This is a genomic window from Pseudonocardia sp. P1, assembly GCF_000178675.2.
Taxonomy (GTDB): Bacteria; Actinomycetota; Actinomycetes; order Mycobacteriales; family Pseudonocardiaceae; genus Pseudonocardia.
In genome coordinates, this window is sequence record NZ_ADUJ02000002.1 from 68,043 (window position 1) to 88,805 (window position 20,763).

Annotated in this window: 10 protein-coding genes; 3 read left to right on the forward strand and 7 right to left on the reverse strand. The window is 69.3% G+C overall.

What is annotated here, in order from left to right; all coding sequences use genetic code 11:
• Positions 1-11: 11 nt before the first annotated feature.
• The 5 genes from PP1_RS29800 to PP1_RS29820 all read right to left on the reverse strand — a co-directional run bounded on the left by PP1_RS29800 (position 12) and on the right by PP1_RS29820 (position 5,561).
• Positions 12-944, reverse strand: a complete 933-nt coding sequence (locus tag PP1_RS29800) for a bifunctional DNA primase/polymerase (protein WP_010243684.1) — start codon at positions 942-944, stop codon at positions 12-14.
• A gap of 161 nt (positions 945-1,105) precedes the next feature.
• Positions 1,106-1,642 (reverse strand): hypothetical protein, encoded by a 537-nt coding sequence (locus PP1_RS29805; protein ID WP_010243682.1) that lies wholly within the window; start codon positions 1,640-1,642, stop codon positions 1,106-1,108.
• Positions 1,643-2,544: 902 nt separating this feature from the next.
• Complete coding sequence (locus tag PP1_RS29810; RefSeq protein WP_010243680.1) at positions 2,545-3,693, reverse strand: hypothetical protein; 1,149 nt, start codon at positions 3,691-3,693, stop codon at positions 2,545-2,547.
• 1,078 nt (positions 3,694-4,771) lie between these two features.
• On the reverse strand, positions 4,772-4,945 hold the full coding sequence (locus tag PP1_RS29815) for a hypothetical protein (protein WP_010243678.1): 174 nt from the start codon (positions 4,943-4,945) through the stop codon (positions 4,772-4,774).
• Between the two features lie 484 nt (positions 4,946-5,429).
• Positions 5,430-5,561, reverse strand: a complete 132-nt coding sequence (locus PP1_RS29820; protein ID WP_283161947.1) for a hypothetical protein — start codon at positions 5,559-5,561, stop codon at positions 5,430-5,432.
• A 1,544-nt stretch (positions 5,562-7,105) separates the two neighbouring features.
• Between PP1_RS29820 and PP1_RS29825 the strand changes: the two genes are divergently transcribed.
• Positions 7,106-7,768: a hypothetical protein gene (locus PP1_RS29825; RefSeq protein ID WP_010243674.1), complete on the forward strand. Its 663-nt coding sequence runs from the start codon at positions 7,106-7,108 to the stop codon at positions 7,766-7,768.
• Between the two features lie 3,836 nt (positions 7,769-11,604).
• Here PP1_RS29825 and PP1_RS29830 read toward each other — a convergent pair.
• Positions 11,605-12,573, reverse strand: a complete 969-nt coding sequence (locus PP1_RS29830) for a ParB/RepB/Spo0J family partition protein (protein WP_086000735.1) — start codon at positions 12,571-12,573, stop codon at positions 11,605-11,607.
• A gap of 3 nt (positions 12,574-12,576) precedes the next feature.
• Complete coding sequence (locus PP1_RS29835) at positions 12,577-13,293, reverse strand: ParA family protein (protein ID WP_029240128.1); 717 nt, start codon at positions 13,291-13,293, stop codon at positions 12,577-12,579.
• Between the two features lie 3,980 nt (positions 13,294-17,273).
• On the opposite strand from PP1_RS29835, the gene PP1_RS29840 reads away from it, so the two are divergent.
• Together PP1_RS29840 and PP1_RS29845 are read left to right on the forward strand one after the other, a co-directional pair.
• Positions 17,274-18,221 (forward strand): replication protein RepA, encoded by a 948-nt coding sequence (locus PP1_RS29840; protein WP_157179044.1) that lies wholly within the window; start codon positions 17,274-17,276, stop codon positions 18,219-18,221.
• Positions 18,222-18,780: 559 nt separating this feature from the next.
• Positions 18,781-19,857, forward strand: a complete 1,077-nt coding sequence (locus PP1_RS29845; RefSeq protein WP_202796474.1) for an alpha/beta hydrolase — start codon at positions 18,781-18,783, stop codon at positions 19,855-19,857.
• The last annotated feature ends 906 nt before the right edge of the window (positions 19,858-20,763 follow it).

A 20,763-nucleotide genomic window follows, 5' to 3' on the forward strand; every position in this document is an offset into this window, starting at 1 on the left:
CCGTTCCGCGCCTACACCTCGGGTTCGGCGGGGCGAAGGCGTCGAGGCATCTGCATGCCGTATCGGATACCGCGGTCGATGGTGCGTTCGGCTTCGGCGAGGGTGAATCCGTCGACGCCGAGGTGGGGCGCTGCGGCGTCGATCAGGGCGTCGCGGGCGGCGTCGGCGCCGAGTTCGTGCCCGGCGACGAGCCGGCCGAGGGTGCGGGCGGCACCGAGGAGGGTGAACTGGCGTTGTCCGGTCGGGGTGTGGCGGACGAGGTCGGTCTCGCCGTCGACGATCGCTCGCAGGTAGGCGCGGGCCTGTCGGGGACCGAGGTCGAGCGGCTGCTCGGGTTGGTCACGCAGGAGTGGCGGTGGCGGGGTGAGCATGATGGTCAGCCATTCGGGTAGGTCGGCGATCGGCCGGTGGCAGGTGACGGTGTATGTGCCCTCGGGGCGGGTGGTGCCGGCACCGACGATGTAGCCGCCGCCGGCGCGGGTGTCGACCAGGGGGCCGATGCTGTGTCCGGTGCCGCCTTGGGTGTTGCGTAGCTCCGGGCCCTGCGGTGCCCGGTAGTAGAGGTGATGCCCGCCCGAGGGGGTGGCGACGGTGTAGGTGTCGGTGATGGTGTGGCCGTGTGCGGTGGCGGCGCGGGTGAGGACTTCCCATCCGGTGGTGGCGCCGCCCCAGTCGGGTAAGGGCTCGGTTCCGGTGTCGAGGTCGATGACGACCAGCCGCGACGGGCCGCAGGCGATGGCGACTCCGAAGGGCGTGCGGCTCCACCAGCGTCGGATCTGGTCGGGGTCGGTCGTGGCGCGCGGTTCCCAGCCTTGATGTGACTCGGCGCAGACGCCGCGACCGCGGCAGCTCCGTTCGCCGTGCAAAGCGGGGATCTTGGCGTGGGGCCGGGTCGGGAAGACGTGGTGGCCGGCTCGTGCGGCGTCGAGGGCGACGTGGCGCATGCGCTGGGTCTCGGGGTCTCGTCGTTCTGGGGGCCGGTTGTGCGGCATGAGTGTCCTTCCCGAGCTCTCGGCGTGTGCCAGCGTCGCACTGTGTCGGGCGATGTGGTGTGGGGTTGCGGCGGTGTCGATGGCCGAGCTGGTCCGGAGCAGACGTGCCGGGGTCACGCCGCAGGGGTGTCGACCGTGTCGCCGGTGGCGGCCAACAGATCGGCCGCGGACTGCCACCCCTGGCGCAGGGCGGCATAGGACGCTGCGTCGCAGAGTTCCCAGGACACCGATCCCAGGTCCAGGCGCAGGATGGCCGGTCGTTCCTGTCCGGGTTCGGCAGGGATGAGTGCGGCGCGAAGATCAGGTGCGCCGCCGATGCGGATCAGCGCCGAGGTGGAGAAGGGTCCGGTGCTCATGATGCCGCGTCGGCGCCCGGTCAGATGCGGGGTCAGCGATCCGGCCAGGGGTGCGGCCTGGGACCAGGACCGGGCGATGAGGTGGGCGGTGTAGTGCGAGCGCAGGTAGATCAGGACCGCGCCAAGGGTGAGACCGAGCTGCTGTTCGGCGGTGGCGGCGTTGCGGAGATCGACCCGGGTCGGGACGTGTCCGGCGACGCGGACGACCATGCCGGTGACCGTGGCCGCTCCCCCGGCGATCGGGGTGGGGCGCTGATGTCCGCAGGTGGTGTGGGGGTGGTGGGTGGCGCTCATGTGTCGCTCCTTCGTGGTCGGTCGATGGGTCGTAGGCGGGCCGAGTACCGCGGTGCGTCGGTGGGATCCGCCGAGGCGCAGCAGACGATGGCGGGACCGGGCGGCCGATAATCGATCGTTTGTTCGACTGATCCAGGGAGACCGCGCCGTCTCGTTCATGAGCGGTGGCAGGTCGCGGGATGCTGCGGTGTTCGCGGGTCAGACACGGGCGCGTCGTCGGGTCGGCAATCTATGCGCAGGCGATCCCGGTTTTTCATCGGTACGCCGATTATCGTGCTGTCCCGGCGTTGCAGACGCCGAGCACCGGCAGATGCCGCCTCAAGCGCCGTTCACGGCGAAGGCGGGAAGCGCCGGTGGAGCTGTGGCGACGGTGGGGATGGAGCCGACGGGGAGCCGGGTCGGGCATCGACGGCTGTCGCGGCCGTGCCCGACCCGGGTCCTGGTCACCTGCAGGCGCATCCGCCGATGCACCCGAGGTCAGGGTGGCGGCGCCTCGGCGCCGGTCGACTCGATCGGGTCCTGGTCGCCGTCTGCTCGGTCGTCTCGAGGGTCGTGGTGGCTCCTTCCGCTCGGAGCTGGGCGGCGGTCGAACTCGGCGGCGTGGACACGGGCGTGTTGCTCGAGTCCGTCGGTGAGCACAAGCGCGGCGCACAGCGGGCACACGGTCACCGCGAGCGCACCGCGGGTGCAGAGCACCCGGCGGATGGTGGGTCGGCTGATGGAATGGTTCACGGGTCGTCTCCCACGGGTCGATCAAGGGTCCGTCCGGCGTGTGCCTCGTCGGCCGGGCCCGCGGCGGGACCGGTGTGGTCGGTCGTGCGCGAGGACTGGGCACGTGCATGGCGACTCAGCCCGGCTGGTCGCGTGCCGGCGGCCGCAGTGGTGCGGCGGCGCGGGCCTGCTCAGCCGTGGCGGCGGGTGAAGGCAGCGGCGGCGCTCATGGCGCGCAGCCCGGTGGCTTCGAGGTCGTGGGATTCGTCGGCGTCGTCGAGGTCCTGGGCGGCTGCGGTGACCGCGTGCAGGACACCGCCGGAGCTCAGGTCGGCTCCCTGGACGAACCGGGCCATGATCGCGGTCCGGGCGGCCTGGCTGAATCCCAGGGTGGCGCCGACGTGTTCGATGACCGGTGCTGGGTCGGTGATGGCGGTGGCCGCCTCGTTCTCGATCTCGGCCAGGCGCCGGGTGAGGAACTCCTCGGACAGGAAGGTGGCGACGGCGTCGCGGGCGCGCTTGTGGACCAGGCGCAGCGATGCCTGCTGGGTGTCGTCGGACCAGCGGATCTCGCCGTCGGGCAGCTTCCCCCCGAGGTGGATCTTGGCGTGGGCGTGGGCCGGGATGGTCATGCCGTTGTTGCAGACCTGCACGGTCAGCTGCGGGGTGATCGAGAACTTGCCGTGCCCGGTTTCGGAGTTCGAAACCACGAAACCGGCGAAGACGACGGGGTTGTCGGCGCCGCGGGCTCCGGTGAACGGTGAGACGTAGTTACCCAGCAGGGCTGGTGCCATGGCGGCGATCTCGCGGGAGCGGACCTTGACATACATGCGGGATTCGGTGAGGTCGGCCTGGGCGATGTCGACTGATGCGCCGGCTTCGGTGATGCCGGCCAGGACGCTGGTGAGGACGTCGAGGTTGTCGACCGGGGCGTAGGAATCCGACAACATCGCGCGCAGGGCGCCGTGGCCGTCGTGGTCGATGAGGCTGCGCAGCAGGAACCTGCGTCGGGGCTGGTGGGCGAGCCAGCCGTTGATGTTGGCGTCGTAGAGGTCGAGGTCGCGCTCGCGCAGGCGACGCAGATAGGCGACGGGGATGTCGAGCTTGGCGGCGACGCCGTTCTCGGCGAGGCGTGTCGGGGCAAGGACGGCGTCGGTGCGGGTGACCCCGGTCGGGCTGAGGCGGGTGTGGCCGTCGGCGAGGTGCAGCGCGCCGCGGTGGCAGCGCAGTGCGGCGGCCGGGACGACGACGTCGTGCTTGTGGGTCTGCTGGTCCTCCAGCATGGCGGCGAGCTCGCCGAGGGAGGTGTTGCGGGCGGTGGTGATCAGGTCGGTGCTCATCGCAGGTCTCCCGGGCTGGTCTTCTCGTCACCGGCCGGTCGGCCGCGACGGTGTCCGCTCCCGCCGCCGGGCGGGTGGGACGTGACTCGCCCGGCGGTGCGGCCCGGGGCGTGGCGGGGCCGCGCGCTCGCCCGACCGGTGTGACGCCACCGGTGTGTTCTTCCCGGACCGTGGTGGGTGTCGCGTGGTGTCACCCGGGTCGGGCGGGTGGCGTGGCATCGGCGATAGCCCTGGGTCGGACCGCAGAGTCACCGCGTCCCTCTCGTCCCGGCGGCGGAGCGGAGATCGGCGTGGCTGTCCCCACTCCCGCTGCTGTTCTGGGCTTCGGACTGCTCTGTCTCGGTCGAGGAGTCGGCGCGACGTGGGGCACCGCAGATACGGCACAGCCCGCAGTGGGCACCGTGGACTCCGGTGCGGTCCCCTCGTCGTCGGGTCGTGGGTCGGCGACATGGTCGGCGTTGGTGCTGTCCAGAGCACGTGCAGCGCCGTCTCGACCGGACAGCGGCGGATAGGAGCGGGACCGCCACCGAGGTGATCGCGACTGTCTCTCGCTGGAGCGGCGGCCGCCTGCGCGGTCGGATTCCGCTGGTCCGGGCCGTCGGCACCGACCGGGGCGGCCACGGCGCCGACGAGTTCTACTTGTCACCTTCGGCCGAGTTCACCGTGCCTGCGGCGCCGAAGAGTTCGGGCAGAGCGGTGGTGCGGCGTGAGTGTCGCGATGCCGCGTCGTCTGCAACGTGGTCGTGCGTGCGGTTCGTGACAGGCGGGGTCACGCTAGGTCGCGTTCATACGTCCGTTCGTCTGTCACGCGTGTCGTCTGTACTCCGGCGTTGTGACAGCTGCCGGTGCCCGGACGCGGCGACGACCCGTGGCGCGTGGTCTCGGGCGCTGCGTCGTCGCGGAGCCGGCGGTGTGTGCGTACGGGATCTGCGGCCCGGGGGCCTTGCGACCGGGACCCGTGCGCGGTTGCAGCCGGTGTGTCGTACGGATTGGGATCTCGCGCGATGCGGGGAGCGGTGCGGACGTGTGACGGCTTTTGGCCGATGATGTCCGGGTCCGAGTCGGGCATGTCCGGGTGTCACGCCGGTGTCGGCTCGGGTGGGTCCTCGTCGGTGGCCTGCATGAGCAGGTGTGGGCTGGTGAGGGCCGCGTTGATCCTCTGCTCGACGGCATCGGCGACCTGGACGGGGTGCTGCCCGAATGTATTCAGGACCGCGACCTGCCACACGTCGGCGGCATCCAGGCGCGGCACGTGCGTCGCAGCACGCGTCCTGCGCGGCCGTGGGTGAGCAGGTCCAGTCGCGGCAGCGGGTCGCCGGCGTGTTCACGCATCCAGCGGGCGAAGGCCCGTCCCAGGTCGAGCTGTGCGGGGTGCTCGCGGGGTGGCCTCGGCCGGGTGGTGTGGGTGTGTGTCGGCGGCGAGCAGGCAGATGGCGATACCGCCGGTCCGTGTCGAGGGGCCCGCGATCATCTCGGCGGGGGTGAGGGGTCGCCACTCAGCCACAGGTGACGGCCGTTCGTGCGTAGGCCGGATGCACAGGCTGCGGCGATCTGGGCGGTCTCATGGCGCCAGCGCATGCCGATCGCGTCGGTGGCGGCGAGGTCGTAGAGCTCGCTTGCCTAAGTCCACCACGCCGAAGTGGAGCCCCTGTCCCGGGATCCATACCGCACCCACGCCCGCCGCGAACTCCTCGCGAACACTGCAGCAGCGGGAGCCGAGCAGGCACCTCTAACGACTAAGCGCCGAGACCGCCGCCGCGCTCGACCAAGTACCGGCGGCCCTCGCCCTCGCGGGACGCCTCGACCGCCAGCAGCGACTCGGGCAACGGCTCAGTGTCGTGCTCCGCCACCCACGTCTCGGGTCTCACCGGCTCCGCCATAACCCGCCACCGAGCCCGCGGGTCGTCGCTTTCGAGACCGCTGGCGTCGCCACCGCCGGAGAGGGCGGTCTCCTGGACCGCGTCGCCCGCGTCGCTCGCGTCGCTGCCGTCGGATTCCATTGCTCAACCATCCCTGCGCACCGGACCGGAAGCAACCGGCGACGACCAGCGAGCCCGGGGGGGCGGGCAGCGTCACTGGTCCTGCAGGGGGTCCGGTTCAAGAGCTGTAGACAGTGCCCGCGGCGGCTGCTTGATCAGTGTCCGACCTGTCCGACTTGTCCGGCCGAGCCGTCGGGGCAGGCCATCGCGGAACCGGTCTTGTGACGCGAGACCGACGGTCCGTGGCGGGTAGACGCAGGGGCAGACAGAACTGCTGCGGCTGGGGCGGACGCCGCTCCGACCTGTGGCGAGTCGTGACCAACCACCGGAGGCGACCGTCGATCCTGTGCGGGGCGCCTCGCCGTGGATGGACCCGTCCCGGATCGACGGTGCGGGACGAGTATCACCGAGCTTGGCTTCACCGGTCCTCGCGATCGGAGCCGCGCCGACAGGACGTGGTGTGAACGCGATACGCCGGGAGACAGCGTCGCAGCCAGGCGAGTCGAGCGCACGACCCCCTGGTGGATCGCCTTGGCATCCCTCGCTGTGCCGTTTACGGGTAAGCCGACCAACGGCACACGGGGGTGCGGCTGTGCGCACTCCAGCAAGGATCCGTCGACTCCTATGCCGTGAACTGCGGCACCGTGGGAAACAGTGCAGTGGGCAGCGGTGCTGTGGCGGGAGACGATGCCGCTGATCATCGAGCGGTCGGGCCGATATCGGCACTTGGGCGGCCGGCGCCTCGGTGGAGTGGTGCACGGCCCGTTCACGGTAGGCGGGCCAGGAGGTGGGCAGCTGGTGCGGACTGTCCGTATCGAGACCGGGCGGGTCGTCGTCACGAGCCGGTTGGGTCGTCGCGCTGTTCGGGGTGGACCTCGCGGCGCCGGTCCACGTGGAGGCCGCGATGGCCGAGCATGCGAACCCATCGGCACCGTCGACGGGCTCGGGACCGGCGTGCCCTCCCGGGAGCGACAGCAGCTCTCGACGCGAGAAGATGACGAGGAGCGAGAGGTCTGGTCGCGGGACCGGTTCGACCATGCGATGGTCTGGTCCTGCGGTCGGACCGGGCTGGGCCGGCTCCGCCCGGTGGGAGCGTGGCCGAGTTCGTCGAGGCAGGGCACGGTGAGCGTGATCGGCGCGAGGGTAGGCGGGGCATGCGATATCGTCATTCCGCCGCTAATCGAACTTATGTTCGATCCTGGGTGGCTGTTCTGCCGAACGATGGGGTCGGATCGGCCGGCATCATCGGGCGTCGTCGGAGTCATGACCCGCCGGCAGCGCTTGCCCTGGTCAGCGGTTGTCGCCTCACAGGAACGACGGCCATGGGGCGGCGGGGCGGAGAAGTCCGTTTACCGGGTCGGAGCTTTCGCCGCAGCGAACGCTGCGCGTAGCTCGTCGATGGCGGCGAGAGCGTCGTGTAAGCGGTGGCGGCGATGGAGTTCGAGAGCCCGAGGGTGGCTGCGGATCTCGGCCCCGAGCAGGCCGGCCACGGCCAGCGTCGCCGGGGTCAGTTCGTCCTGCTCGTAGTCGACACGCAGTTCGACGAGCCAGTCCTCGATGTCGCTTGCGGATTCGTCGTCGAACTCGTCGACGGCCTCGACGCTGCGGGCGGTCTCGTGGTCCTCGGTGGGGGGCCGGAGATCGTCGTGTTCCTGGCCGGCGTCGGGATCGCCGATGCTGCGGTGGAAACGTTCAGCTTGGGCGATGAGCCCGGCGAGTGCGGCACGGATCGTGCTGCGGTGGCGGTCGATCCATACCTGCTGCGGGTCGCGGGTGCGGCGGGCCCGTCGGGCGTCTCGGGTGAGCTGTTCGTCCGGGCGGTCGTGGACGAGGAGTGCGTCGAGGCGATCGAGGCGGTCACGGAGGCCTTGGCGCGACCGGATGCCGAGGGGAGCCCCGAGTTCTCCGGCCGAGAGTCCGAGTTGGAGCCCTTGGCGCAGGAGTCGGCGTTCGCGGCGACGCTCCTCCCACCAGCACCAGGTGTTGAGCACGACCGCGTCGTGGTGGTCGGCGGCCGACACCGCGGTCGGTACTCCGGCGGTGCCGCGGTCGAGGACCCAGCTGATCACGTCGCGGGGATCGGTTCCCAGCTCTGACCTGCGGGGATCGTCGATGCGGGAGTGTCTGTCGGAGATCCGGGTGATCGCGGCGTCGCGTTCGACATCGGTGATGCGGGGAGGCGTGGCCACCTCGACAGTATTTCACTGACGGATAATCGGACATCACTGACGCGCCGCGGAGGGGCGGTCCGGGATCGTCGATGTGCCGGGGTGCAGGGCGACGGTGGCTCTTCGGCCGTCCCACGGATCTGCAGGCTCTCGTGGGTGGAGGGCGACGCGGGAGGCGCCCGGGTCTGCCAGCCGGGGTTGGGGATTGTGGCGCCTGGTCTTCGAGCGGCTGTGGTGTGGAGCTGCGTTGGTCGTGGACGGCAAGGCCGTCGCGCCGTGTGCTGTGTCGTGTTCTGCCTCGTGCATCGTCTCGATGCGTCGGCTGCTCCAACATCGGACTTCGGCCACGGGCCCCCTGCCGGTGACACCGACGCACTGACGTAAGGACTGCGGAGCGTTGGTGCTCCCCGGCTCCGCGCTCGCATCGGCCCGATCCGCACTCGGCGTCGGGCGGCGGCGTGCTCGTCGTCGGGAACGGCGGCGACGGCTATCTGGGACCCCTGCGAGGCATACGGCGCTCCCTGAGTAGGCAGGGCACAGAGTGCGCCGGTGGCCGGGCGGGGTGCCGGAGTGTTGCTGGGGGGCCGGGCTTGCTGCTCCTCGTGCGTCGCGTGTGTTGCGGCACCGGTGCGCTGCTGGGTCGGTGTTGCGGTCGTCGGAGAGCGTCGTCGTATCGGTGCTCACGGGCGCTTCGGTCGGGCTGTGGGGTTCGGGAGCGATCGCAGCCGCTGTTATTGCTGTGGTGCTGCTCGGATCGCCTCTCGCTTCGGTGCTCGGGCGAGGGCGGTGTAAACGGCGTTTACACCGCGTCCGTGGGGTGGAGTCCGGATCTCGGGGGCGGGCGACGACGACGTTGGCCGGGCTCGTCCCGCCGTGCGCAAAGCTCGCAGTGCGCCTCGTCTGAGTGCTGTGTGGGCTGCCGCCGGCATGGAGCGGACGGTCTCCATGGGGGTCCGAGACCCAGGGCCTTGGGGGCTTGGCCAGCGTGAGCCAGGTGGGGGTTCGGAAGTGAGGAGTGCGGCGCGCGAAGGAGAGCTCCCGAGCTCCAGGGCTCGTGCCCTTCTTCTCGAGGCGCAGGGATCCAGTGGAGGTCCACGGCTCTCCCGGGCTGGTCTGCCGACGTCATCGGCGCGAGCAGAGCGGTGGCCTGCGTGGACCGGTCGCGCGACGCGACGACGTGGCGCCCGTCTGGTGCACGGCCTCTCCGCTCCTGCAGGGAGCGCAGGTAGGTACTCGACCGCCACCCGCCGGTCAGTGGGATCCGAGGAGTCCGCGCGGTGTGCCGTGCCGGGTTCGAGGATCGTTGCCGCGGGATCGGGCATGGCCGCCTGAGCCACTCGACGTCAGGCCTCGGACCACCGGGGCGGGGAGGCTCGGGCGGGGCGCGGCTCGGTGATGTCCCTGCCATGGCTTGCGGCACGGTCGGCAGAGTCGGTCGCGCCAGGGACACACTCGCCTCACCCTCGGGGAGACGAGTTCATCTCGTGCGCGAGCGGGGCTGCGTAGGCCGGGCGCAGAGGGTGTAAACGCCGTTTACGGCGTGGGCTTCTTGCGGCTTCTGTGGTCGTGGTGCTGGACAAGGTCTGGTGCCGTGCGAGCGGCGCATTGCTGCCACAGCGGATCGTGGCGGGCTCGTTCTTGGCGACGAGGCCCCAGTTGGCTGCGCTCGCTCACGGCCCGGTGCCCGGTGCGCTCGATGCTGCCGTGAGTTCGCGGTCGCCCAAAGCACCGGTACGCGCGCCGCTGAGCGAGCCCGGATTGAGGCAGTGGCGCGGAGCCACGGCGGGCGCCGACGGTAACGGCGGACGACGGCCCCCGCTGGTTACGGCTGTCGGTCTACGGAGTCAGGGTGGACTGCACCGTCGGCCCGCCCCTGCTGTTCCCGGTCCTCCGCTGCGAGGCCGTTCATCAGCTGCCGCGGCGCGGCGAGGCGGGTGTCGTCGTCGGCGTCTGCAGGTCGTCCTCGCAGTCACTCGACCCTGGTGCCTGCCGCACGGTCTGCTGATCGTCCATGGAACGGCTCGTCTACGGGGCTCGGGTGTAAACGCCGTTTACACCGCTCCGCCACGCAGGGTCAGTGCGATCGATGACTCCGGCGAGGTGGCGCCAGGTGGGGGTAAACGGCGTTTACGTCGCGGTCGGCAAGCCGTGGCTCCCGAGCCGGTATCCCCGAATCGTTCCGGACAGAGGGCGCGGGTTTCGACCCGACCCCGCCGCGCCGTCGCGATCAGCGACGCCGAAGAGCCTGGTCGGATCACCGATCAGCGCGGGTCGTCGTCGTGGCGCAGGACGGCACATACCGGCACGGGACTAGCTCGGGACGACGCTGAGCAGGGCTGGAGAGCTCGTCGTTCCCGCCATCCGCGACGCCCGACGCCGACGAGCCGAGCACCGCCGTGGGCGGGAAGTCTGCGGTCGTCGACCGTTCATTGCAGGACCCCGGCGGCGCACACCACAACGGAGCACCGGCGCTCCCGGAGTCAGCATCGAACGGTCGGCGCCGGAAGGGGGCGCGGGATTCCGGGCATTGCCTACCGGGCTGATCGCCGCGAGCGGGACGTCCGGTCAAGGATAGCGACAGCGGCGTTCTCCCATTCGCCTCGCGGCCGCGGTGTTGCCCGTGACTGCACCATGCCGGAGCCGCATGTGACGCTGGGCTGTCCCGGAGAACGGACGACAAGTCGCCTCCCCGGCAGGAGCTCGCCTGCTCAGCTCGCCGGCACGGAGAGACCTGACAACGCTTCCAGCTGGGACTGGGAGCGCACCGTGGAGGCTGCTCGCGATTCGACCTCCCCTCGACTCGGGGGCCAGCCCATAGTCGCTGCCGGACACGACGAGGACAGGCCCCGAGGGTCGTAGCGTGTAAACGCCGTTTACGGCCAGAGCGGCCCCAAGCCGGGCGGGTATCTACCGAGCCGTCGGTGCCGAGTCACCAGGTAGCCATGAGCCGGTGCCCTTCACCGTCTCTTCGCTGCAGCACGTCGTTCTGGACGGGGAACTACTGCACCGGCGGCTGCCTGCCTGACTGGAGCGACTCGGTCTCGCACGAGCGCGCCGCCGCCGGTCTTCGCCGCGTCCGATCGACTGTGCTCGTTGCACCCGGGCGGCACAGTTGCCGTAGCCGTGGATCGCAGGAGCCGACTTCATCGGCCCGGGTCGGCTCCGGATCGGGTCGGGACGAGAGGGCGCGGGTCCCTCTCCGGCCGCGATCGGATCACTCGCCCTCGCGTTCGCAGCCAAAGAGTCGAGGGTGCTCTCACGGTTCCGCCCGTCGTCGTGTGGGGACCCTGTCCCTCTCCCGCCCCAGCCCGACGGTTGTCCCACGGCTGGGGCCGAGCTGCGAGGCAGCGCGGTAAGCCGGGCCCTGCCCTTGGGGCACCGGTGTAAACGCCGTTTACGGGGGTCAAGGGAAGCGAGACGAGGGCCCGGGCTGTAAACGCCGTTTACGGGATGTCCCTGAACTCGCTCGTGGCTCACGGGCGTCGCGCGCGATCCTGGTCCGCCAGGGCGGCTACAGGGCGGCGTTGTCGTGGAATGCCTGGTCGGAGCGCGCATGCATTGCCGACCGTGCCGGTACCGGGCCTCGGGCCAGGTGGAGGCGAGGCCCGGTCTGCCACTCGACGTAAACGGCGTTTACGCCTTGGCTGTGCCCGCACTTGAACGACGATGTTCCGTCGGTGACCGATGTTCCAAGGTCGGTATGGGAACGGCCCGTCGACGTAAACGGCGTTTACGTCGACGGGCCGTCAGGGCACCGGGTGCGATCAGCCGGTGTCGGTGGTGCCGTTGCTGTTCTCGGCGGCCGCCGCCGCGGGGATCGATGCCTCGGAGAGCAGGCGGATGAGCTCGAGACGCTCGGTCTCGGTGAAGACCTCCCGGATCGAGGCCGCGGCGCGGGCGGGGCTCGATACCGCGATGCTGCGTCGGGTCCGCCGAGGCATCTCGGCGGCCTGTTCCGGGTTGACGGTCGGCTGCTTACGGTAAGGCGGGCCGGCAGCCGCGATGGCCTCCTGCTCGTCTTCGGGCAGGCTTCCGAACTGCCGACCCTGCTCAACCTTGAGGCTGCCCTGCTCGAGGGCTTCGCGCAGCGACGGGATCAGTCCGAGCAGCGCCATGCGCTGGCTGACATACATCGGGGTGCGGCCGATGCGACCGGCCAAGGCTCGCTGGGAGATCTCGGCTTCCGCGAGGAGTCGCTGCATGGCTTCTGCTTCGTGCAGCGGTCCGAGCGCCTTGCGGTGGCTGTTCTCCACCAGCATGACCTCGTACATCGAGGACACGCGGTCGTCGTTGATCAGCGCCGGTAGCCGGGTGAGTCCGGCGACGGCGGCGGCGCGCAGGCGTCGGTTACCGATCAGCGCGACCCACTGCGCTTCGCCCAGGTCGTTCTCGTGTCCGGGGTAGCGGTTCCGGAACGCCTCGACGGAGCAGACCACGATCGGCTGCAGGAGGCCGTGGCCGCGGATAGTGCTGACCAGCTCGTAGAAGTCGGCGTCGTCCATGTCGTCGACGCCGCGCTGGTTGAGCGGGTTGGCCACGATCTCGGAGACCGTGAGCATGGACGTCTCGGGTCCTGGCTCCGGCGTCGGTGCAGCGGCGACCGGGCTCGGCGCAGGGGTGGGGACCGCGGTGGGACCGGTATCGCGGATGGGGGTGGGCTCGGGCGGCGGCGGTGGTGAGTAGTCCTCGACCTCTTCGCGGGCGAGCTCGGCGAGGTTGACGCGCTTACCCATGGCTCACTCCCCGGTCTCGGAGTAAACGCCGTTTACATCGGTGGCGTGTCGGGGGCCTTCTCCACTGCTGCCGAGGACTTCGAGGGCGAGTCGGAAGAAGTCCTGCCGGGCCTCGAGGGCCACGCGGTTCTTGGCGTACTGCACCACCGTCACGCCTTCGGCGGAGGCGCGCGTGTGAAGTTTGTAGTGGCGGATCACGGTGTTGAATGTCGGCCAGCCGCGCGCGGCCACGTACTCGCGGGTCTGGTCGAGGTCACCGGAGCCGTCGCGGGGGTCCCAGTTGTTGAGCAGTACGCGCCACGGGACGCCGGCCGGTTCGATGACCCTCTGGATGGAGCGGGTCGCCGGGGAGAACGACATGGGCTCGGGCTCCAGGGGGACGATCACGTCGTCGGCCTGAGTAAGAACGGTCTGCAGAATCGACTCGTCTTCGAGGCTGCCCGGGGTGTCGACGAAGATGTGGGAGTACTGCTGGATCTCGCGCAGCTTGCCCAGCAGCTTCGGGTTGTCGTGGCACTGCTCGAAGTCGAACGGCAGCTCGTCGCCCACTCGCTGGGCCCACTCCAGCATCGAGGCCTGAGGGTCGGTGGACACTCCCAGGACCGGCGACGAATCTGCGGTTCCACCGAGGGTGTCTGCGACGACTGCCGCAAGGTTCACGGTGACCGTGGTCTTGCCGACTCCGCCCTTCTGATTGGCGATGACATGCACGCGTGCCATAGAGAACTCCCGTCTGCTTCCCACCCGGCTGGTGGTACTTCGGATCGCGGGTATCCTCGCAGATCAGCGCAGTAGAGCCGTGTCCCCGGTGGTTGCTCGGCGTGCCGCGCACCTCGACGCGGTGACGGTGTAAACGGCGTTTACGGCTCCTGGGCGTTCAGAGGCCCGCCGCATCTCATCCGTTCGGACGCCGCACCGCTGCCTTGCGGTCCACCTAGAGCGGCGCGGCGCGGGGTCGTTGGCGTGTAGATTCGGGCCTGCGAATGCGCCCTCTACGCAGGGAGTTTCAGTGCGGGTCAGCCCGGACTGGCGTCGTGGAGCCATGCTGGACCTGAGACAGCGTGTGCCTGAGCGATGCGAGGTGCTCCTTGGTTGACCGCCTCACTTTCTCATATGAGGCATTCCATGCACTTGCGTACCCAAAACCGAGTTATAAAGAACGTTTGTTCGATATCTGATATATCAGGCTCCGGTTGGCCTCGGGGCTCGAGAACTCACACACAGGACGACAGAGCCGCCTGAGGCACGCCGGACGCCCCGCACCGACGAGCGAGGTGGTGCTCGGCCTCGCTTGATCGCCGTTCTCTAACCCGGAGTAGACGGGCGCTCTGCGGCGAACACCCGCGACGAGCCGCTGGGCTCGGCTGTTCCCGGCCGGACGCCGGAATCCGCAATACATCCTCGGTCGCGACCGTGCAGAGGCACATCCTCTGCATCGTGATGGACCCCGATGCATGAGACACGACGCCTCGAAGTGCTCCCTCCTGTGGGCGCAACACGTGCGCCGGCCGCGAGTGCATCGGCTTCGGGCAGGCGACGGGTCTCCGGTGGTCGCAGGTCAGCGGGCACCGATCGCACGTCATCGATCAGGTCGACGATGTGTCTGCTCCGCGCTCTGACCGTAGTGATCGGCGCCCCGGCTCGGGTGTCAGCACTGTGAACTCACCCGACAGCACTCCACAACGGTCCCGGAAGGTCTCCGACGCCGACCCGACAGCCGGGACCCGGCCTTCAGATCTGTCGTCCACGATAAGAACGGCCAACCGATACCGCAGGGGGAGCTCGAGCTGTGCGGGCCGCTCAGGAACGCTCTCGACGCCATTCAGCACGGTAGACCCTGCAACGGATACCTCGAGCATGTCATCGGCTCGTTTCAGCTGCAGGCTCCCCGCGCGCAGCGCGCAGGGTCGTAGTCCCTCTTGAGCCGCCGACCAACACTGTCTTGATCGGCTACGCCTGATGCGTGTGCCCGGACTCGGCCCGATCGCGCAGGGCGTCGACAGGCGGCCTGCCCGACTTCACGCCAGCCAGCACGCTAGGCCTGGGTACTCGACGTGGTACTCGGGCATCCCGTCCTGGAGCCGGTTTCGGGCGATGAACGCGACGGGCCTACTCGGATCGACCGCCGGGACACAGGACGCCGGGACGCACAGTCTGAGACCGCTGGAGTCGTTTTCACCGTCTGCTGGGACGGACACAGAGGTGAGGGGCCGGTGTTTCGTCCGGTTCTGAGCCGACGATCGTGTACCGACAGCGGAGAGGCCGCGACCATCCGGGCTTCCCCGGGGCTGCGGCGTGAGCTGTCGTCCTCCTGTCATCGGGCTTGATGCCAGGACGACGGGAGACGCATCGGTACGCGACTTGCCCGATGAGGGCGGCGCCGTCAGGTCCCTACACGACGAAGGTTGCGACACTGCGGCCACGATCGACCTCGCGATACCGACCGAGTGTCGTCCGTGCGGCAGCAGCTCGCGTGCGCCGACTGTGCGTCGAGGCAGAAGCTGCCTGACACGACCACACCGGCACCAAGCGATGGGTGGGCGAGCAAGGCTGCCTCGGATTGAGAGAACGCCTGAATCGCGGTGGTCGTGCGGCCTCGCCCTGGTCGGTGGGGTGAGCCGCTGATCACCGGGCATCGCGATCTGCGGGGTGATCCGTGTGGAGAGCTGCTCTGAGCTGTGCCGCCCGCATCCCACTGGCACGTCTGCGCCTGGACCGGCTGAGGACCGGGACGGACGTCGAGACCGCGTGTCGTCGAACCCCTGTCGAGCACGGGACGAGCGCGGATGAGACCGGTGCGAGGCGCCCGGGCGCTCGGACTACAGGAGAATTTCTACAGGAAGAACTACAGGGGTACGAAAAACTTCGATCTGACCTGCATGTTTACGCTGATCTGGTCGGCTAGATATGCGTAGGAGGTCGGCAATGTATGCGTAAAACGATGGTATCCGGTCGGCTTCTTATGCGCATCCATCTCGACTTCTACACCTCTGGTAGCGACGGCGCAATGGCTCTTGGGCGGCCGGTCGGCAAGTTATGCGTGGACATGGTGGATCTCACTGTTCGACGCGTCGGGGCACTGCCGGGCGACAGGGATCCGCATTGTCGTGGCGAGATAGGGCTTGCCCAGGTCACGACCCGATTCGGTGCACAGTGCCGACTCGGCGAGCGAGCCGCGCGAAAAGCACGCTGCCCACCCGGCGTGTGCTGATCTTCGGGTTCGGGTCGGCAATCTATGCGTACCGTGTCGTCGTCGGAGGTCGGCAAGATATGCGTGCCCTCCCGCCGTGAATGGCCCGGGTGATCGACGTGGCGTGATCGATACGGCGAACGCTGTCGTGCGCCTGCACGGCTGCGGACGGGCCTAGCTGCGTTGATGTCGGCGGGTCGGCAGCTTATGCGCATCCTGCGGGGTGGTCGTGTCGGACCAGGGTGCTTGCGGGTCCGACAGACGAGGTACGGGGCTGGAGGTCGTTCGAGTCGCCTCGGGTCGGCACGTTATGCGTGGATGGCGGCCATAACGCCCTGGTCCGGGGAGGGGGCTGGTCGGCAATCCATGCGTGGACAGGTGCGGCCGGTCGGCAGGTTATGCGTGGATGCCGTGGCGAGGGAGTGGGAACCGTCGTGCCTGATCGGACTGTGTCCGAGGCCGCCGACGAGCCGTGCCGCCGTCTCCGACGCTACGCCGTGGATCTCGTCTCGACGAGGCTCGTGAGGGTGATGTCGGCCCCTCGGCCCTTGGCGACCCTTGTCGGTTGCTGCCGTGCTGGCTGACCGCCGGTGGCGTCGAGTGCCGCGACGGCAGGTCGGCAGTCCGGGCAATGCAGCCGTGGCGATGTCCATCGACAGCCGGCCCGGTCACCGGGATCGCCGCTCATGCCGGGCTCTCTTCACGGAAGTTCCCGCAGGTGGGTGGTGCGTCGGGCCGCGACGTGAGGCATCGCTCGGGCCCCTGCCCTCGCCCGACGGCCGTCCGGTTCGTCGGGCGAGGTCGGCAAATTATGCGTGAGCGCGCTCGCGTGACCGTCTGGAGAGGCTGCAGCGGCTCGAGGGCGTGGGCCCATCGGTGGTCGGCCTTTTATGCGTAGTGCGGGTGGTCGGCAATTTATGCGTGCCGGCACGTGCTCGGCTCAGTGCATCGGTCGAGTTCACAGCCTCTGCGCGGCGTGGCGACACGTGTCGGGCGCCGTGTGCGGGCTGCTGTACGGGCCATGCGGTGGCTGGGCTGCGAGCCGGCGGTCTCGCCCCGGTCGAGCCGTACCTGCTGCTGCGGCCGATGACGGTGTGCGTACAGCCCCGGCGGTCGGTGTTCATCGGAGGTATCAGGTCGGCGAATTATGCGTGGCTCCCGGGCCTCGGCGGGCGCGGTCGGTAACTTATGCGCTCGATCGGGCGTCGCGGCTGGGTGCGGCAGTTGCGGCGGACCTCACCTGCATCGCGAGGGCGTCGACCGGCCCGGGATGTGGCGGGTGGGGCCGTCACCGGCGCGTGCGGGTCGGCATGTTATGCGTGCTGACCCGCGTCTGTCGGTCACGCCCGGTGCACCTGGCGCGACAGACCGTGCTCACGGCGGGGCCGTCGGGTCAGGTCGGTGAGTTATGCGTGGACAGCTGTCAGCGGTCGGCATGTTATGCGTGGACAACACTCCGAGAAAGACCTGGTCAGACACTGGTTGACAGCGTCGTGGCATGCTCTGCGCCATGGCGGGCACACCAAGTCGGGACCTGCGTCTGTTGCGGGCGGCGGCCGAGCTGTGGGACCAGGATGAGCAAGAGATCGGGTTCCTGGCGAGGTTGTTCACGCAGACGTCGCTGCCCTATCGCGACCCCGGCGACAAGCCGCGCTGGGAGCGCCGCAACGGTGATCTGACGTTGAGCGTGCGGCCCGGGTCGACCGGCTATCCCTACGGCGCGATGCCGCGGCTGTTGCTGAACTGGCTCTCGACCGAGGCGCTGCGCACGAAGAGCCGTGATCTGGTCCTGGGGCGCAACCTCAGCGACTTCATGCGCCAGCTCGGGCTCACGCCCACCGGTGGCAAGAACGGGACGATCACTCGCCTGATGAAGCAGAGTGACCGCCTGTTCCAGGCGTCGCTGGCCGTGCGGTGGGAAGGCGAGCACCGCGTCGCCGGTGGTCAGATGAACGTCGCCAGCGAGTACAACCTGTGGTCTCGGCCCAGCGACGACCCCGAGGCGCACACCCTGTTCCCGTCTGTCGTGCGTCTGTCGGGGGATTTCTTCGACGAGGTGACCAACCATCCGGTCCCCATAGACCTGGGGGCGTTGCGGGCCCTGCGCGGAAGCGCGCTGCGCCTGGACATCTACTGCTGGCTGACCTACCGGATGAGCTACCTGCGCCGCCCGTCGACGGTCTCGTGGGACACGCTGCGTGCGCAGTTCGGTTCCGAGCTCGCCGACACCAAGCAGGGCCGGGGGCAGTTCCGTCGCGACTTCGCGAAGCATCTGCGCGAGGTGCTGCTGGTCTACCGCGACGCGAATGTGGAGACGTCCGAGTCCGGGGTGACGTTGTCGCCGAGTCGTACCCACGTCCCGTTCAAGGGACTGCGTGACATCGCGCGTAGTCCTTATGAAATCGAGTCGTCGACCGGCTCGGTGTTCGGCAACGAAGGTGGGCTGGCCGCACTGTAGGTGGCGGTGGATCCGGTACGAACTCGCTGCGCACCGGTGCGATTTCTCCGCAAGTCGTCGGTAGCCCTGCTCATGCTCTCGTCTGCCCGTCTTCGGAGGCGTCCCCTGCGGCTGTGTGGTCCGAAATCTTCCGAGGAAGGGCTGGGGTCCACGCCCGCCAGCCTTGATGTCGCATGCACGCCTGTCCTCTCCTGATGCGTGCGTCGTGAGGCGATCGCCGTCGGAGCCGGTCAGAGGTCCGGACGTCTGCCGACGACGGCGTCTCCGGCTACTCACAGCGACCGTCTTTCGCCCGCAGCCGCCCGCAGTAGGCCGTGGTGGGCCGTGGCAGTCAGCGATGTGCAGGACAGGCCGGAGATACCGGGTTCGGGTCGACCGCCCCGCCGTGCGCCGGGTCGAGTGCTCGGCCGGGACTGCAGCATCGTGACCGGTCCGGGGCGGGACGAGTGCCGGGACGTGTCGTCTCGACACCGCAAGGATGATCGTCGTGGTAGGACGAACAGTGAGGCATCGCGTACAGGGCTACGGAGTGCGGCCTGTGTCGCCCGAGGGCGGAGTCGTGGCCGGCGTCGGAGGATCTCTGCCGCACGGTGCCGAGCAGTCCGGCTCGACCGGCGAGTCTGATCGATGGTGGGAGACCGTGGTGCGCGTATCGGACGCGATGATCGACCCTGAGCTTCGACGCCGGGGTAAGGTGCTACGTCGCGTTCTCAAGTCCTCCCGCTCGGTGGACGAGCTGGGCGGCTCCGGGCCGCTGCCCGAGGTCGTGTCCCGCTGGCTGCGATCGCGGGTACCGCGCGGTCTGACCCGCGATGAGGAGTACGTCACGCGGCCCGACGGCTCCAGGCTGCGGCTGCTGATCTTCCGTTCGGCCACCGCCGGGCTGGCCACCGCTGAGCCGGGGGCTCCCGGGTTGCTGTGGTTGCACGGGGGCGGCTACGTCTCGGGGGCTGCCGAGCACGAGACCTCGGCGTTCTCGTCGATGATTCTCGGCAGCGGCGCGGTCGTAGTCGCCCCCGACTACCGGCTCAGCACCGAAGCTCCGTTCCCGGCCGCTCTCGATGACTGTTACAGCGCTCTGTTGTGGCTCAAGGACAACGCGGCCCGTCTGGGCGTGCGCTCCGATCAGATCGCGGTCGGTGGTGGCAGCGCGGGAGGCGGCTTGACCGCGGCCACAACTTTGGTTGCTCGGGACAAGGCCGAGGTTCGGGTCGCTTTCCAGATGCCGATCTATCCGATGATCGATGACCGGGACCTCACCCCCACCGGTCAGGACAACGACGCGCCGGTCTGGGACGCGGTGACCAACCGCTCGGCGTGGAAGCTCTACCTGGGCGAGCTGTACGGGACCGCGGACGTACCCGCCTACGCCGCACCGTCTCGCGCGACCGACTACGCGAACCTTCCACCGACGATGACCTACGTCGGCGGTGTCGAGGCGTTCCGGGACGAGACCGTCCGCTATGTGGCCGACCTGAGTGAGGCAGGTGTTCCTGTCGAGTTCCGTGAGTACCCGGGTGCCTTCCACGGCTTCGACGTGCTGGTGCCCAAAGCCACCGTCAGCCGGGCTGCGACGGCCTTCCGCAACCAGTGGTTCGGGTACGCGGTGAGGACGTTCTTCGCGCCCCAGACCTGATCCGCTCATGCCTCTGTGTCGGGTGGAGGCCCGTCACAGCACGTCCGCGGCGCGGGGCGCTATCGCTATCGGTGTCGGGCGAGGGCGCCCAGGGAGTCCTCGGGGTGTTCCGCAACCAGCTCGCCGCCGATCGTGCTCGCAGCGTGCCGATGCCCGCGCCCAGCTCGCCCGTGCCGCAGCGGAGGAGTTCCTACAGCGGACGCAGGAATCCTCAGGCACGGTCGTCGATCGATCGGTCCACGAGGCCTTTCGCCGCGAGACGGGATGACGTTCACGCGCTGGTGACACGCCGCGCGAATGCGCACTGCCCACTAGCTGCTCACAGGCGGAACCACTGTGAACAGCGTGGCGCGCCAGGTCGGCTACCTGCAGGTGTCGGACTTCAGCCGCGCGTTCAGCACGTTCCACGGGGAGTCGTCCCGCGAGCACGTGGACCGCGAGCATCGTTGAACCGGCCGGTCCGGCACCGGTAGGTGTGGGCGGAGTCGGTGAGTGAGCTGATCCAACTTCCGAGAACATTTCGCGGTTGACCATGTTCCGGATGTCGTGGCGCGTCATCTTTGGTTCGGTGGTGCGGCACGGGCCTCTGCAGTCGTTGGACTGTTGATATTCGCACCGCCGTCCTCGCGATCGTTACGTGCTTGGAATCCTGGTCGGGGTGCTTCTCCCTGCGTCCATCACCGACCTCCGCGCTGTCGCCGCAGAAGTCTACACCGCGCTTGCGCGAAATACCGGCATCGGCATGGCCCTCGGGGTAGGGCGGGTGTCCGGAATCATCGCCCCGCTCGTGGCCGGAGTGCTTCTGGACGCGAACTGGTCGATCATCGGTCTCGGGATGGTGTCCGCGGCGGTCACGCTGATCGGCTGCGTGGCGGTGGGGGCATCCCGACTCGGTCGGTCGGGCGT

Excerpts from the sequence above, each read along its gene's own strand:
- PP1_RS29825 (WP_010243674.1), top strand. The coding sequence starts at position 7,106 with ATGGAGTTCGAGAGCCCGAGGGTGGCTGCGGATCTCGGCCCCGAGCAG.
- PP1_RS29830 (WP_086000735.1), bottom strand. The coding sequence starts at position 12,573 with ATGGGTAAGCGCGTCAACCTCGCCGAGCTCGCCCGCGAAGAGGTCGAG.
- PP1_RS29805 (WP_010243682.1), bottom strand. The coding sequence starts at position 1,642 with ATGAGCGCCACCCACCACCCCCACACCACCTGCGGACATCAGCGCCCC.
- PP1_RS29840 (WP_157179044.1), top strand. The coding sequence starts at position 17,274 with ATGGCGGGCACACCAAGTCGGGACCTGCGTCTGTTGCGGGCGGCGGCC.
- PP1_RS29800 (WP_010243684.1), bottom strand. The coding sequence starts at position 944 with ATGCGCCACGTCGCCCTCGACGCCGCACGAGCCGGCCACCACGTCTTC.
- PP1_RS29835 (WP_029240128.1), bottom strand. The coding sequence starts at position 13,293 with ATGGCACGCGTGCATGTCATCGCCAATCAGAAGGGCGGAGTCGGCAAG.
- PP1_RS29810 (WP_010243680.1), bottom strand. The coding sequence starts at position 3,693 with ATGAGCACCGACCTGATCACCACCGCCCGCAACACCTCCCTCGGCGAG.